This is a genomic window from Streptomyces sp. NPDC001902, assembly GCF_042891295.1.
Taxonomy (GTDB): Bacteria; Actinomycetota; Actinomycetes; order Streptomycetales; family Streptomycetaceae; genus Actinacidiphila.
This window is the reverse complement of record NZ_JBIATA010000034.1, coordinates 43,621-58,569: the sequence shown is the minus strand read 5'-3', so window position 1 is coordinate 58,569 and position 14,949 is coordinate 43,621. Positions and strand designations below refer to the sequence as shown.

The following is a 14,949-nucleotide window of genomic DNA, read 5'->3' as shown; positions in this document are numbered from 1 at the left end:
CCCCGCCGCCCGCCCCGTCCGCCCCGTTCCGGCCGTCCCGCCGGTCCCTCACGCCCCCGCGGGCCCCTCCGGTCCGCCGCCCGGACCGGTGCCCTGCCCGTCGCCCGGACCGCTCCCCCGGCCGGTCCGGCGCGACCGGAACCGGAACAGCGGCCGCCGCTGCGGCCCGTGCGCCCGCGGGTCCGTGACGGCGTACCGCTTCACGTACGCCCCGAGGAAGCCCTGCAGCGTCGCCGTCGCCGGGATCGCCACCAGCGCGCCCACCGCCCCCAGCAGCGCCGTGCCGGCGATCACCGACCCGAAGGCCACCGCGGGGTGGATGTCGACGGTGCGCGCGGTGATCCGCGGCTGCAGCACGTAGTTCTCGAACTGCTGGTAGACCACGACGAAGCCGAGCACCCACACCGCGTCCCACGGGTCCTGCGTGAACGCGATCAGCATCGGCAGCGCCCCCGCCAGGTACGTGCCGACCGTCGGCACGAACTGCGAGACCACACCGACCCAGACCGCCAGCGCCGGCGCGTACGGCACCCCGATGACCACGAACAGCACGTAGTGGGAGACGGCCGAGATCAGCGCCATCAGCGCCCGCGAGTACAGGTAGCCGCCGGTCTTGGCCACCGCGATCTCCCAGGCCCGCAGCACCTCGGCCTGCCGGGCGGGCGGCAGCACCGAGCACACGGCACGGCGCATCCGGGGCCCGTCGGCGGCGAAGTAGAAGGTGAACAGGCTGATCGTCAGCACCTGGAAGACCCCGCCGAGGACCGTCGCCGACAGCCCCCACACGTTGCCCGCCTGCCGCTGCACGTAGGTGCGCAGCCAGTCGGAGTGCAGCACGTTCTCCTGCACCTTGCCGACGGACAGGTCGGTGCCGAAGGTGTGGTTGACCCACACGACCACGTCGTCGACGTACTCCGGCAGATTGCGCCCGATCGAGGTGATCTGGTCCACCAGCAGGGAACCGAGCAGCACCACGAAGATCCCGCCCGCGGCGAGCACGACCAGGAACACCAGCCCGGTCGCCCACCCCCTGCGCATGCCGCGCGCGGCCATCCAGTCCACCGCCGGCTCGATCGCCAGGGCGCCGAAGAAGGCCAGCAGGATGTTCACCAGCAACCCGATGACCTGGTGGAACGCCCAGTTCGCCAGTTGGAAGGCGGCCAGCAGCGCGATCGCCAGCAGCATCGCCTTCGGCAGCCATCGCGGCATCGCGGAACCCCCCTCGCCCTCCCCGGCACCCGTTCCGCGTCCCGGGTCCCCGGGCTCCCCCGGCGTCCGCGGACCCGCGGCCGCCCCGGCTATCGTCTCGTCGCTTCCCGCCACGACCCCAGTCCCACCCCGTGATCAGCGGCGCGAGGCCGGAACGTCGACGGCTGCGCAGACCGCCCGCCACACGTCCCTGGTCTCCCAGCCCTCGTCCAGTGCCTGGTGCACGGTCCGGCCGCCGAGCTCGGACATCACGTGGTCGCGCGCGAAGGAATCGGCGTACGTCTCGCCGAAGTGCGTGCGCATCCGTTCCCAGAACACCGTCAGCTTCATGCGGCCAGTATCCCGCGCCGCCGACCGAACGGGCGGGCGTCGCACAAGGGCGCGCACGTCCGCCGCCGGGCCGGCGGGGACGATCCGCGCGTTGGGTACACTGGGCCGCAGCGAAGGGGAGTAGTCCCGCAATACCGGCTGGTCGACACACTGGACGTCCTGGACGTCCCGGCCACCGGGCCGCCGCACCAGGTGCGGGGGTGGACGAGACCTTCGGCCAAGGCAAGACGTGGTCCGCACCGCCGTGCGGGCCGCACCGTCGTGCCGGGCCGTTGGCGCTTCCCGTCGCCCCCTGGGTGCCGTCGAGTCCGCGGTCCGGCCCCAGCAGAAAGCACCGGAATGACCTTCGACCCCCTGGCGCTCGTCACCGCCTTCGGGCTGATCTTCCTCGCCGAGCTCCCGGACAAGACGATGTTCGCCTCACTGGCGATGGGCACGCGCATGCGCCCGCTGTACGTCTGGTTCGGCACCTCGACCGCCTTCATCGTGCACGTGGCCATCGCGGTGGGGGCCGGCAGCCTGATCAGCATGCTGCCGAACATGGCCGTGAAGCTGGTCTCCGCCGCCTTGTTCGCCTTCGGCGCCGTGATGCTCCTGCGGAGCGGGGGCGACGACGACCACGACGAGGCCGGCAGGACCGTGACCGGTTTCTGGCCGGTGTACTCCACCGCCTTCATGGCCGTCTTCATCGGCGAGTGGGGCGACCTCACGCAGATCACCACCGCCAACCTCGCCGCCACCAACGGCTGGCTGCCCACGGCCGTCGGCTCGGCCGCGGCCCTGATGTCGGTTTCCGCCCTGGCCCTGGTGGTGGGCCGGTTCATCGCCAAGAAGGTGCCGCTGAAGACCGTCCAGCGCATCGGCGGCGCCTGCATGGCGGGCCTGGCCGTCTGGACCCTGGTCGAGGCGTTCACGGGCTGACGGTCCCCGGCCTCCGGGGAGGGCGCACCGCCGCCTCCCTCCCTCGCTCCGTCCGCTTTTTCCGAATGCTGCCATTAAGTGGCGCGATGACCGGAGATGTTTGCCGGGCGTACATTCGGTGTATGGGAGCGCCAGCGGTGGAGGACGACCTTCGCGCCGCGGCCCCCGGCCCCGTCAGGGACCCGGAGCCGCGATGAAGGGCACTCTCACGCGCCGCCTGTGGCGGCTGCCCGGGCGGCGGGCGGCCGCGCCGGGCTCAGGGCCCGGCCCCTCCTGGGTGACACAGGTGACCCAGGGCCACGGGCCACTGGCGCTGGCCCTGTTCATGATCGGCGCGATCGTCGTCACCGGCTTCGTGCTGCCGCCCACCGAGCACTTGGCCTCGCTGATGGTGGTGGTCCCCGCCACCACGGCCGTGCTGGCGGGACCGGGGACGACGACCCTGAGCGCCGCCCTGTCCTGCGTCGCCGCCTTCGTGCTGGACGTCCACGACAACCTGCTGGGCACCTCCATCCCCGCCGTCCACCAGCTGGAGATCCTCCTCGTCTCGGCCTTCGTCATCGCCTCCCGCAGCATCCGGGACCGCAGCGTCCGGGAGCTGATGGAGGTGCGGATCGTGTCCGACACCATCCAGCGCGTCCTGCTGCGCCCGCTGCCCCCGCGCATCGGGCCGTTGCTCGTGCGGGCCACGTACCACGCCTCCCATCCGTACGCGCAGATCGGCGGGGACCTGTACGCGGTGGCCCGGAGCGCGGCGGGGGTCCGTTTCCTGATCGGGGACGTCAAGGGCAAGGGGCTGCCGGCGGTCGAGGACGCGGAGGCCCTGCTCGGGGCGTTCCGGGGGGCCGCCCGCAGGTTCGGCTCGCTCCCGGAGCTGGTGGCCGACCTGGAGCACGCGGTGCGCGGCCACTTCGAGGAGACCGGCCGCACCGACAGCGACGCCGTGGAACGGTTCATCACCGCGCTGGTCCTGGAGGTCCCCGACGGCTGCGCCGAGATCCACATGGTCACCTGCGGGCACCCCCCGCCCTACATGGCGCAGCGGTCCGACACCCTGCTGCTGTCCCCGGCCGTGCCCTCTCCCCCGCTCGGCCTGGGGAGCCTGAACGCCGAGGACTACGTCGTCGACACCTTCCCCTTCGGCCGTGAGGCGACGCTGCTGCTCTACACCGACGGCGCCATCGAGGCCCGCAACGACGACGGCCAGTTCTACGACCTGGGCGCCCACGTGGCCGACTGGCCGGGCTCCCGTCCGGAGGAACTGCTCCAGCACGTGCTCGACGGGCTCTCCCTGCACGTGGGCGGCGGCGCCATCACGCTCGACGACGACATCGCCATGATCGCGGTGCAGTACCGCGACGGGTTCCCCTCGCCCTCCCCCGCACCGTCCGACGAGCGGCTCCTCACCTCCTGACACGGTCGCGGCGGCGGACCCTCCGCCGGGGGGAAACGCCAGGGTGCGGGGGCTGGTGGGGTGGGAGAGGGTGAGGTGGGAGGTGCGTGCGGATGGCGGGTGGCGGTGACGTGCTCCTGCTCGTCGACGAGGACGGGCGGGTGGCCGAGTGGCGGCCCAAGGCCGAGGAGCTGTTCGGCCTGCCCGCCGACCGGGCCGTGGGACGGCCCGTCGCCGACCTCGTCCGCGCGCCCGGATCCCCCCTGGGCCAGAGCGAGCTGCTGGTCAGGCCGCTCCTGCGCGGTGCCTGCGTGATGTGGGAGGTGCGCGCGGGCGGCGACGCCCTCGGGGTGCGGGACATGGCGCTGCTGAAGGTGATGTTCTCGCAGGCCCCGGTGGGTCTGCACGTCCTCGACGACCAGTTGCGCCTGGTGCGGATGAACAGCGCGACGCGGGCGCTGCACGATGCGGCGCTCAGCCCCGGGCGGCACTTCAGCGAGGTGTTCCAGCTGGACGACCCGGTGACGGAGGAGGAGGTCGCCCGGCGGGTGCTGGAGACCGGCGAGCCGGTGGTGAACCGCCTGGTGCGCGGCGCACTGGGCGAGGGCCGGCCGCACCGGCGCATGTACCTCACGTCCGTCTTCCGTCTGGAGGGCCCGCACGGCGAGGTGCTGGGGCTGGTGGCCGCGGCCTCCGACGTCACCGAGCGGCAGACGAGCCGCCGGCGGATGGCCGTCCTGGACGCGGTGCGCGAGCGGGTGGGGCAGCGGCTGGACGTCGTCGCGGTCTGCGAGGAGCTCGCGGAGACGGTGGTCCCGGCGTTCGCCGGGATCGTGGTTGTGGAGGTGGTGGAGGACGTCGTGCGCGGCGAGGTGCCGCCGCTGGTCCCCGTCGACCGCGACGTGCCGCTGCGCAGGGCCGCCTACCGCGGGAAGATCTCGGCGTACCCCGTGGGGGACGTCCGGCACCTGCCCTACGGCACCCCGTTCGCCCGCGTGCTGGCCGATCTGCAGCCGCGGCTCATCCACGTGGACGAGAACAGCATGTGGCTGGCGGCGGACCCGGCCCGGGCCGACGCGATCCGCCGGCAGAACGTGCACTCCCTGATCGTGGCGCCGCTGGCGGTGCGCGGTGAGGCGCTGGGCCTGGTCAGCTTCTACCGGCACGAGGACGAGGACCTCTTCGACGAGGAGGACGTCAGGCTGGCGCTGGACGTGTGCACCCACGCGGCGCTGTGCATCGAGAACGCCCGGCGCTTCACCCGCGAGCGCACCATCGCCGCGACCGTGCAGCGCCGGTTGCTGCCGCAGCGGCCGGCGCCGCGGATCGCGCTGGAGACGTCCCACCTCCACCTGGCGGGCGTGGAGGGCGGAGGGGCGTGGTTCGACGTGATCCCGCTGCCCGGGGCACGGACGGCGCTGGTCGCCGGTGACGTCAAGGGGCGGGGCGTCGAGGCCGCCACCACCATGGGGCAGTTGCGTACGGTGATCCACTCCCTGGCCGCGCTCGACCTGCAGCCCGAGGAACTGCTGGCCCGGCTGAGCGACACGGCGACCCGGCTGGCCGAGGAGCGGGCGGCGCTGCCGGCCGGGGACCCCCTGCACCGCGAACCGCTGACCGCGGAGTGCGTCATCGCCGTCTACGACCCGCTCGACCTCACCTGCACGATCGCCCTCGCGGGCCACCCGCAGCCGATCGCCGTCTTCCCCGACGGCGCGATCGAGTCGCTGTCCGTCTCTGCCGGTCCGCTGCTGGCGGAGACGAGCAACACCCCTTTCTCCGCCGCCACGGTCGCGCTCCCCGAGCACACCACCCTGGTGTTCGGCACCTCCCCGCTGACGGACCTGCTCCACCCGGGCTCGGGAACGCTGCACGGCCTGCTGGAGCGGTACGGCCGGGGCCCGCTGCAGGAGCTGAGCGACGCCTTCGCGTACGCCATCAGGAACGGCAGCCAGCCCGGGGACCTGCTCATGCTGCTCGCCCGCACCCGGGGGTTCCCCGGCGACCGGGTGCTGACCTGCCCGCTGCCCAGCGACGCGGAGGCGGCGCCCATCGCGCGGTCGTTGGCGCGGCGCCGGCTGGCGCAGTGGGGGGTCGACGAGGAGACGGCCTTCACCACGGAGCTGATCGTCAGCGAACTGGTCGGCAACGCGGTGCGGTACGGGGCCCCTCCCCTGCAACTGCGGCTCGTGCTGGACGCCACGCTGACCTGCGAGGTCAGCGACGCGGGAGCCAGCGCGCCGCACTTGAAGCACGCCCGCACCCTGGACGAGAGCGGGCGCGGCCTGTTCATCGTCTCCCGCTGCGCCGACCAGTGGGGCACCCGCTACCACGGCGAGGGCAAGACCATCTGGGCCGAACAGTCCCTGCAGACCCCGGTCCCGCCCCTACGGGCCGCCTACGACGGCGCGGGGCCCTGATCACACGTGCGGAGGTGCGGGCGCCGGCCGTTTCGCGAGGGAGCGCAAGGCGAGCGCCGCCGCCACCTCGGCCAGGCCGAGCAGCACGAGCCACAGCCCGACCAGCCGGGCCAGTGCGACCGCCGACTGCACGGGGAAGGCGAGCACGACGATCCCCGCGACGACGCCGAGCGCGGCCACGGCGAAGGCCATGCCCCGGTGCGGCATGTCCCGTCCCGCGACGGCGATGAAGCCCACGAGCAGGCCGGACACCAGCCAGTAGGCGCCGAGGACGAGGGAGAGCACAGCGGCGGTCTGCAGCGGGTGCCGCAGGCACAGCACCCCCGCGAGCACGGCGACCACCGCGACGATCACCGCCGTCACCCTGCTGCCGCCGTCCCGGCGGGAGAACGCCGTGACGAAGTGGAAGACCCCCGTGACCAGCAGGTACAGGCCGATGACGACCGCCAGCACGTGCAGCGTCTCGTCCGGCCAGACGAGCACGATCACCCCCGCCACGAGCGTCGCGAGGCCGAAGCCCAGGGACCACCCCCAGGAGCCCCCCAGCTTGCCGAGCACCTCGTCGGGGTCGGCCGGCCCTTGCGTCGTGGCGTGTCCGTACGGTGCGTTCATCGTGTCTCCCGGCGGTGCCCGCGGCGGCGGACGCCGCCGCGGGACGAAGGGCTGGGACGGCTCAGTGCAGGACCTTCTCCTTGAAGCGCTGGAACTCCTCCTCGGTCAGGTCGCCCCTGGCCTTGAGCTCCGAGAGCTTGGCGAGCGCGTCGACCCCGCCCGTCGCCGTGCCGGCGCCGCCCGCGGTCTCGCGGATGTAGTCGTCGAACGCCTTCTGGCGGGTGCGCGCCTGCTCCGCCTCGCGCTTGCCCATGCCCGAGCCGCGGAAGAGGAGGTAGGCGAGGATCCCGATGAAGGGGAGGACGAGCACGAAGAGCAGCCAGGCCGCCTTGGCCCATCCGTTCATGGTGTCGTCGCGGAAGACGTCCATCACGACGCGGACGATGAGGAAGATCCAGATCACCCACAGGAAGATCCACATCATCGTCCAGAACGCGCCCAGGACCGGGTAGTCGTAGGCCAGGTACATGTGACCGGTCATTTCCGTCTCCTCCTGGCGCCCGCCCCGTGCGGTTCCGGGGAGAGCGCGGGCCCGTGGCGGATGCCCGCCCGTGAAGCTGCGCGGTGGGCCGGGGTCAACCGTCCGACGCCGCCGCCTCCTTGGCCGGCTCCCGCGGTTCGCCCTCCTTGAGGCCGAGGGACAGCTGCCCGTCCTTGACGTCGGCGACGACCGTGTCCCCGGGGTTGATGGTGCCGTCGAGCAGCATGTTGGAGAGCCTGTTGTCGAGTTCGGTCTGGATGGTGCGGCGCAACGGCCTCGCCCCGAACTCCGGTTGGTAGCCCCGGTCGGCCAGCCATTCCTTGGCGGCCTGGGTGACCTCGAGGCCGACCTGCTGGGCGTGGAGCCTGCGGCGGCTGCGCTCCAGCAGGAGGTCGACGATCTGCACGAGGTCCGGCCGGGTCAGCGCGTGGAAGACGATGATCTCGTCGATGCGGTTGAGGAACTCGGGCCGGAAGTGCGCCTGGAGCTCGGCCATCAGGTCGTCCCTGATGTCGTCGACGGCCCCTTCGTGGTCGAGGATGTGCTTGGAGGCGATGTTGCTCGTCATGATGACCACGGTGTTCCGGAAGTCCACCGTGCGGCCCTGGGCGTCGGTGAGGCGCCCGTCGTCCAGCACCTGCAGCAGCAGGTTGAAGACGTCCGGGTGGGCCTTCTCGACCTCGTCGAACAGCACGACGCTGTACGGCTTGCGGCGCACCGCCTCGGTGAGCTGCCCGGCCTCCTCGTACCCGACGTAGCCGGGCGGGGAGCCGACGAGCCGGGAGACGGTGTGCTTCTCCTGGAACTCGCTCATGTCGAAGCGGATCATGCGTTCGGGGTCGCCGAAGAGGAGCTCGGCGAGCGCCTTGGCGAGTTCCGTCTTGCCGACGCCGGTCGGTCCGAGGAAGAGGAAGCTGCCGGTGGGCCGGTCGGGGTCGCCCATGCCGGCGCGGCCGCGGCGCACGGCCTGGGCGACGGCGTCGACCGCCTCGTCCTGGCCGATCACCCGCCGGTGGAGGTCCTCCTCCAGCTTCATCAGCCGCTCGCGTTCGGTCTCGTTCAGCTGGGAGACGGGGATGCCGGTGCGCGCGGACAGCACCTCGGCGATGTCCTCGGCCGTGACGCCGGGGGGCTGTTCCCGTTCCGCGGTGACCGCGGCGCGTTCGTTCTCCAGCTCCCGGATGCGCTCCTTGAGGCCGCCGGCGCGTTCGAAGTCCTCGGTGCTGACGGCCTCGTCCTTCTCGCGGCGGAGCTTGGTGAGGCGCTCCTCCAGCTCGTCGGACGGGCCCGGGCCGCCCAGGGAGCGCAGGCCCACGCGGGCGCCGGCCTGGTCCATGAGGTCGATCGCCTTGTCGGGCAGGAAGCGGTCGCTGACGTACCGGTCGGACAGGGCGGCCGCGGCGTCCAGTGCCTCGTCGGTGTAACGCACCTGGTGGTGCGCCTCGTAGGAGTCGCGCAGCCCGCGCAGGATCTCGACCGTCTCGTCGACGGAGGGCTCGGGGACCATCACGGGCTGGAAGCGGCGCTCGAGGGCGGCGTCCTTCTCGATGTACCTGCGGTACTCGTCGATGGTGGTGGCGCCGACCACGCTCAGGTCGCCGCGGGCCAGGGCGGGTTTGAGGATGTTCCCCGCGTCCATGGCGCCCTCGCCGCCCGCCCCGGCGCCGACGACGGTGTGGAGTTCGTCGATGAACAGGATGACGCTGCTCTTCGCCGCGGTGACCTCGTCGATCACCTTCTTCAGGCGTTCCTCGAACTCGCCCCGGTACTTGGAGCCGGCCACGAGTCCGGCCAGGTCGAGGCCGACCACCCTGCGGTCCCGGAGCGTCCTGGGCACCTCGCCGGCCACGACGCGCTGCGCGAGGCCCTCGACGATGGCGGTCTTGCCGACGCCGGGTTCGCCGATGAGCACGGGGTTGTTCTTCGTCCGCCGGGACAGCACCTCGACGGTCTGCTCGATCTCCTCGCCCCGGCCGATCACCGGGTCCAGCCGTCCGGCGCGCGCCTCCTCGGTGAGGTCCCGGCCGTACTCGTCCAGGGTCGGGGTGTCGGTCGGCGCGGACCGGGGGCCGCCGCCCTTGCCGGCCAGGGCCGTGGGATCGGCGCCCTCGGAGCGCATCTCGAGGCCGGAGCGGGGGTCGTCCGCGAGCGCGGCGAGGATGTGCTCCGGGCCGATGTAGGAGGCGCCGGAGGCCTGGGAGCGCGCATGGGCGGCGAGCAGGGCGCGTTTCGCCGCCGGGGTCAGCGCCGGCTCCCCGCTGCCGGTGCCCGAGGGCAGGATCGCGCCCACGTCCTCGGCCAGCCGGTCGGGGTCCACACCCGCCTGCTCCAGCAGCTGCCTGCCCGCAGGTACGCGGGTGGCCGCCCACAGCAGGTGCTCGGTGTCGAGGTCGGCGCCGTCGGCGGCCGCCCGGCTCGCGGCGGCCGCCAGCAGTTCGTTCGATGAGTCGCTGAGCAGGCGCCCGATGGGGACGCGCTGGACCGCGGGCGGCGATGCCGCGGGACTCATCCCGAAGAAGCGGTTGAAGAGGTCGGAGAACGGGTCGCCGGACCCGAAGGGGGAAGTCGTCACCTTGCCCACCCGTCCGGCGGGCCCACAACGGCTGAGTGGCGCCCGCCGTAGTCGATTTGCCCGTACTCCACCAGTGTTGGCCCGATCGGACGCGCGTGCCACCGGGGGTCCCGGCCGGTCACCGGACGCGGCGCGGCGCCGCCGCTCATCCGGTCCGGGCGGCGGTCGCGGCGTCGCGGTGCGCCGGGGGCACCGGCAGCACGTCCGGCATCTCCCGGGCGGGGTTGCCGGCCCAGTGGGCCCCCGGCGGCATCTCCTCGCCCTTCATCAGGAAGGAGTCCGGCGCGAGGACCGCCTCGTCGCCCATCGTCACCCCGTAGTGCACGAGGGAGCCGACGCCGAGCGTGCAGCCGGCCCCGAGGGCGCTGTGGTCGGACTTGAAGGTGCCGTCCTCCTGGGAGTGGCACTGGATGCGGCTGCCCTCGTTGAGGACGCACTCGTCCCCGACGGCGACCAGGGAACGCTCCGGGAAGTAGCAGCCGTCGTCGAAGACCCGCCGGCCCACCCGGACGCCGAGCCAGCGCCAGATGACGCTCTTGAAGGGCGTGCCGTTGAAGACCATGATCGCCTCGCTCACGCTCGTGACCTTCCAGTACCGCTCGTGCTGCCAGAAGGGACGTTCGTAGATCGAGCAGTACAGCGGCCGCAGCCCGCGGAAGCCGGTGGCGATGCGTTCGGACAGCACCATGTTGGCGACCGTGAAGGCGAGCGTGAGGATGTTGGCGAGCGCGATCACCGACACCCCGAGCGCGTCGTAGAGGTCCGCGGCCACCGACACCACGAGCGCCACCCAGAAGAAGAACACCCACCGCGCGAGCAGGTGCAGCGCCATGGTGGAGACGTTGTGCTTGTTCTTGGCCGCCAGGCGCCGCCGGAAGGTCTCGCCGTCCTTGAGGTGGTCGAACTTGCTGTCGCGCAGGACGGACCGCGGGATCTCGAAGCTGGGAGAGCCCAGCAGGCCGACGCCCTCCCGCACCTTCCCGTCCACCGGGACCATGACCTTGGTCGCCAGGAGGCAGTTGTCCCCCGTCCTGCCCTGCGACGGGTAGGCGACGTAGTTGCCGACGAAGTTGTGCGGCCCGATGGTGACGCGCGAGACGCAGAAGGACGAACTGGAGAAGTCGGCGTTGATGATCGACAGCCCGTCGGCCACCATCGTCCCCCGGCCGACGGCGCTGAGGAACGGGTTGTCCTGCTTCATGATCGTGCCGAAGTTCGACCCGGTCTGCTCCACGTGGGAGAGCCGGTAGCCCAGGCCGCCGAGGTAGTGGACGATGGCCGAGCTGTCGCCGAACAGGGTCTTGAAGAAACGCCGGTTGGTCAGGAAGCCGATGGTCCGGTGCATCCCGTACCGGAAGCCGAACAGGGGGTAGACCGTGTCCGGCCGGACGGCGCGGTTCAGCACGCGCGGGACCGTCACCGTGAACAGCAGGCCGAGCACCACCGCGCCGAAGAAGAGGGCGACCGAGGTGACCAGGGCGTCGGAGTAGAACGACCAGGTCGTCAGCGCCCTGGGGTCCGGCTCCAGGAGCGAGGCGAACTGCGGCACGGCGGCGAACAGCAGCACCGAGCCGGCGACGGCCAGCGGCACGTAGACCAGGACCGCTCCCAGCAACTGCGAGAGGGAGTAGCCCGCCCTGCGCGCGGTGCCGCAGCGGGCCGGGCCGACGGCCCGGTAGTCGACCTCGGCGGGCTGGGCGGGGGAGCCGTGCCAGTGCTCGCCGTCGGGGACGCGCTGGCCGGCGTGGAGCGAGGAGGCGTGCCCGAGCTGGGTGCCGTCGCCCATGACCGTGTCGATGTCGATCACCGTCACCTCGCCGACCAGCACGTCCTTGCCGAGCGTGACGGGGCCGGTCCGGATCACCCCGGACTCGGCGCGGTAACAGGAGAAGAACACGTCCTTGCGGATCACCGTGTCGTCGCCGATGGTGAGCAGGTCGGTGCAGACCGGCACGCGCCGTGACAGGACGGTGACCCGGCGTCCGATCTTCGCGCCGAGTGCCCGAAGGTAGAGCGTGTACAGCGGCGACCCGTGGAAGAACACCAGCGGATCCGACCGGATGAGGGTCTTGACGCACCAGAAGCGCAGGTAGGACAGGCTCCAGATGCGGATCTGCCGGGGCCGCCACCGGCCGACGAGCACCCACTTGGCGACGATCGGGAGCACGCACACCGCGACGAAGGTCATGCTGCCGAAGGCGATCGCCCGCAGGTAGGTGTCGACCAGGCCGGAGGCTCCGGCGATCCAGTCCACGCCCTTGGTGAGGACGAGCGCGGCCCCGAAGGAGTACGCCACGAAGAAGGCCAACTGCAACGTGGCGCACAGCACGTAGTGGGGGGTGCCGGACGGCGGCCCCACCGCCGGCCGTGGCACCGCGGCGCGCGACGGGTCGGCGCCGGTGTACCCGTTCACACCGGGCGCGGAGGGGGCGGGCGCCGCGGCGGAAGCGGCGGGGGCGGCCGGTGCGGCCTCCTCGAGGGCGGCCGCCAGGCTGCGGACGGTGGGGTGGCGGTAGATCTCCTTCATCGACACCGACGGCGCGTCCGGCCGTTTCCTCAGCCGTGCGCAGAAGTGGGCCATCACCAGGGAGTCGGCGCCCAGGTCCTCGAAGAAGTGGCTGTCGACGCGGACCTGCTCGACGTGGACGACGCCGGCCAGGGTCTCCGCGAGGATCCTTTCCGTGCCGGTCCGCGGACCGGCACGATCACCCCCGGCGGCTGAAGCTTCATCCTGGTCACGCCGACCGGCTTCGGCTGATTTGTCCACCATGTGATCCCCTGAGGGTCTACGACCATCCGCGTCCCAGCGGCCCGCTGCCACGAGGGGTCGTGGGCGCCTGTCCGGCCGTACGGGAAGAAGTCGTCTCCTTGCAGTCTCGAACGTCCGGCGCCGGGGCGCCAACCGCCGGGCCCGCGGCCGCCGGAGCGGTCACCGTGCGTAGGGCGGGCGCGCGCCGCGGAACCCCCGCGCGGGCCGCGGTCCTGACCCGTGGCCCGTGCGACAGGCCACCGTCGCGGGCTCGTGCCACGATGTGCGGGTGAGCGCGTTCTCGTCACTGCGGGCAACGGGGCAGACTCCGCGCCGCCCCGGCGTGACCACTCCGCGCCTGCGGTTCCTGCGCACCGAGACGGCGGGCGCCGGTTTCCTGCTGGCCGCCACGGTCATCGCCCTGGCCTGGGCCAACCTGGCGCCGGACAACTACGAGTCGGTGTGGCACACCCATCTGTCGCTCACGCTGGGTTCACGGGGGGTGTCGCTCGACCTGCGGGAGTGGATCAACAGCGGGCTGATGACGCTGTTCTTCTTCATCGTGGGCCTGGAGGCCCGCCGGGAGTTCGACCTCGGCGAGTTCCGCGAGCGGACCCGGATCACCCTGCCGACCATGGCCGGACTCGCCGGGATGCTCGTACCGCTCGGCCTCTACCTCGCCTTCACCCACGGCACCCCCGAAGCGCGCGGCTGGGGCACCGTGATCTCCACCGACACCGCGTTCGCCCTCGGGATGTACGCCCTGCTGGGCCGCAGACTCCCCGCGGCCACCCGGGCGTTCATCCTGACCGCGTCCGTCGTCGACGACTTCATCGCGCTCGCCGTCATCGCGTTCGCGTACACCAGCGGCATCTCGTGGCCCGAACTGTTCGTCGCCATCGGCCTCTTCGCCGTCGGGATCGGGGCGGCCAACTCCATCGTGCGGACCTGCGGCGAGTTCCGCGGCGCCGCCTACGCGCTGACCGGCGTGGCGGTGTGGTTCGCCCTGCTCGGCTCCGGGGTGGACCCGGTCGTGACGGGGCTGGCGCTCGGTCTCATGGCCTGCGACCACCCGGCGCGCGGCGCCGACCTGCGCCGGGCCAGCACGCTCTACCTGCGCTTCAGGGAGCAGCCCACACCCGCACTGGAGCGCAGCGCCCGGCGGGGTCTGGCGCTGTCGGTCTCGCTCAACTCCCGGCTGCAGGAGCTCTTCCGGCCCTGGACCAGCTATCTCATCGTCCCCGCCTTCGCCCTGGCCAACGCCGGCATCACCATCGACGCACGGCAGTTGGCGGCCGCGTTCACCTCCCCCGTCACCCTCGGCATCGTCGTCGCGTACGTGGTGGGCAAACCGCTCGGGATCGTGGGCGCCTCCGCGCTGACCACCCGGCTCAGCCGCGGCCGGCTGCGCCCGGCGGTCGGCTGGGGAGCGGTGACGGCCGGCGGCACCATCTCCGGCATCGGCTTCACCATCGCCCTCCTCATCGCGGACCGGGCGTTCCAGGGCGGACGGCTCGCCGAGGCGAAGGTCGGCATCCTCGCCGCGGTGGTCCTCTCCTTCCTGCTCACCTGGTGCGTCACGCTCGTCCTGAACCGGCTGCCCCGGGCGGTGCGCCGGCGGGCGCTGCTCGGCAAGTCGCAGCAACTGGAGGACCTGGCCGTCCCCGTGGACCCGGAGCGCGACCACGTCCGCGGCCCGCACGACGCCCTGGTCACCGTCGTCGAGTACGGCGACTTCGAGTGCCCCTACTGCGGCGAGGCGGAGCCCGTCATCCGCGACCTGCTCGCCGACTTCGGCGACGTCCGTTACGTGTGGCGCCACCTGCCGCTCGCCGACGTGCACCCCCACGCCGTCCAGGCCGCCCGCGCCACGGAGGCCGCCGCCGAGCAGGACCGCTTCTGGGAGATGCACGACCAGATCTTCGCCCACCCCCAGGCGCTCGACTCGCGGGGACTCGAACGGCTGGCCACGGCGATCGGGCTCGACATCGAGCGCTTCCGGCGCGACGTCGAGACCCGCTCCGTCGCCGTCCGGGTCGCCGAGGACGCCGAGTCCGCGGACCTGAGCAATGTGTCGGGGACCCCGACGTTCTTCATCAACGGCCGCCGCCACTACCGCGCGTACGACATCGAGAGCCTCTCGGCCGGGGTCCGCGGCGCGCTGGAGCGCGCGAAGGCGGCCCTCCACCACTGACGCCCCGCGGGCACTGTCGTACCGGGACCGTAGGCTCCCGGTACCGCAAGCACGAACCGGGAGGGACG

10 protein-coding genes are annotated in these 14,949 nt (G+C 72.5%); 4 read left to right on the top strand and 6 right to left on the bottom strand.

The window, feature by feature from the left end:
- Positions 1 to 48: 48 nt before the first annotated feature.
- On the bottom strand, positions 49 to 1,209 hold the full coding sequence (locus ACFYYN_RS37610) for an AI-2E family transporter (protein ID WP_500549326.1): 1,161 nt from the start codon (positions 1,207 to 1,209) through the stop codon (positions 49 to 51).
- A gap of 135 nt (positions 1,210 to 1,344) precedes the next feature.
- Entirely contained in the window at positions 1,345 to 1,539 is a 195-nt protein-coding gene (locus ACFYYN_RS37605) for a DUF3046 domain-containing protein (RefSeq protein ID WP_500549325.1), read from the bottom strand.
- A 339-nt stretch (positions 1,540 to 1,878) separates the two neighbouring features.
- Between ACFYYN_RS37605 and ACFYYN_RS37600 the strand changes: the two genes are divergently transcribed.
- From ACFYYN_RS37600 to ACFYYN_RS37590, 3 genes are all read left to right on the top strand, one after another.
- The gene (locus ACFYYN_RS37600) at positions 1,879 to 2,460 is read left to right on the top strand and encodes a TMEM165/GDT1 family protein (RefSeq protein ID WP_499514386.1); all 582 of its coding nucleotides are present in this window, start codon (positions 1,879 to 1,881) and stop codon (positions 2,458 to 2,460) included.
- Positions 2,461 to 2,653: 193 nt separating this feature from the next.
- Entirely contained in the window at positions 2,654 to 3,874 is a 1,221-nt protein-coding gene (locus ACFYYN_RS37595; protein ID WP_500549324.1) for a PP2C family protein-serine/threonine phosphatase, read from the top strand.
- A gap of 92 nt (positions 3,875 to 3,966) precedes the next feature.
- Positions 3,967 to 6,273 carry a SpoIIE family protein phosphatase gene (locus tag ACFYYN_RS37590; RefSeq protein WP_500549323.1) on the top strand — a complete coding sequence of 769 codons (2,307 nt, stop codon included), beginning with the start codon at positions 3,967 to 3,969 and terminating at the stop codon, positions 6,271 to 6,273.
- Here ACFYYN_RS37590 and ACFYYN_RS37585 read toward each other — a convergent pair whose 3' ends face one another.
- From ACFYYN_RS37585 to ACFYYN_RS37570, 4 genes are all read right to left on the bottom strand, one after another.
- Complete coding sequence (locus ACFYYN_RS37585) at positions 6,274 to 6,885, bottom strand: HdeD family acid-resistance protein (RefSeq protein WP_500549322.1); 612 nt, start codon at positions 6,883 to 6,885, stop codon at positions 6,274 to 6,276. It abuts the gene before it with no gap.
- Between the two features lie 61 nt (positions 6,886 to 6,946).
- A complete protein-coding gene (locus tag ACFYYN_RS37580; RefSeq protein WP_500360165.1) occupies positions 6,947 to 7,366 on the bottom strand; it encodes an SHOCT domain-containing protein in 420 nt (139 codons plus the stop codon).
- Between the two features lie 94 nt (positions 7,367 to 7,460).
- Positions 7,461 to 9,938 (bottom strand): ATP-dependent Clp protease ATP-binding subunit, encoded by a 2,478-nt coding sequence (locus ACFYYN_RS37575; RefSeq protein ID WP_500549321.1) that lies wholly within the window; start codon positions 9,936 to 9,938, stop codon positions 7,461 to 7,463.
- 145 nt (positions 9,939 to 10,083) lie between these two features.
- Positions 10,084 to 12,708, bottom strand: coding sequence for a Pls/PosA family non-ribosomal peptide synthetase (locus ACFYYN_RS37570; protein WP_500549320.1), 2,625 nt, complete (start codon positions 12,706 to 12,708; stop codon positions 10,084 to 10,086).
- 268 nt (positions 12,709 to 12,976) lie between these two features.
- On the opposite strand from ACFYYN_RS37570, the gene ACFYYN_RS37565 reads away from it, so the two are divergent.
- Positions 12,977 to 14,881: a Na+/H+ antiporter NhaA gene (locus ACFYYN_RS37565; RefSeq protein WP_500549319.1), complete on the top strand. Its 1,905-nt coding sequence runs from the start codon at positions 12,977 to 12,979 to the stop codon at positions 14,879 to 14,881.
- The last annotated feature ends 68 nt before the right edge of the window (positions 14,882 to 14,949 follow it).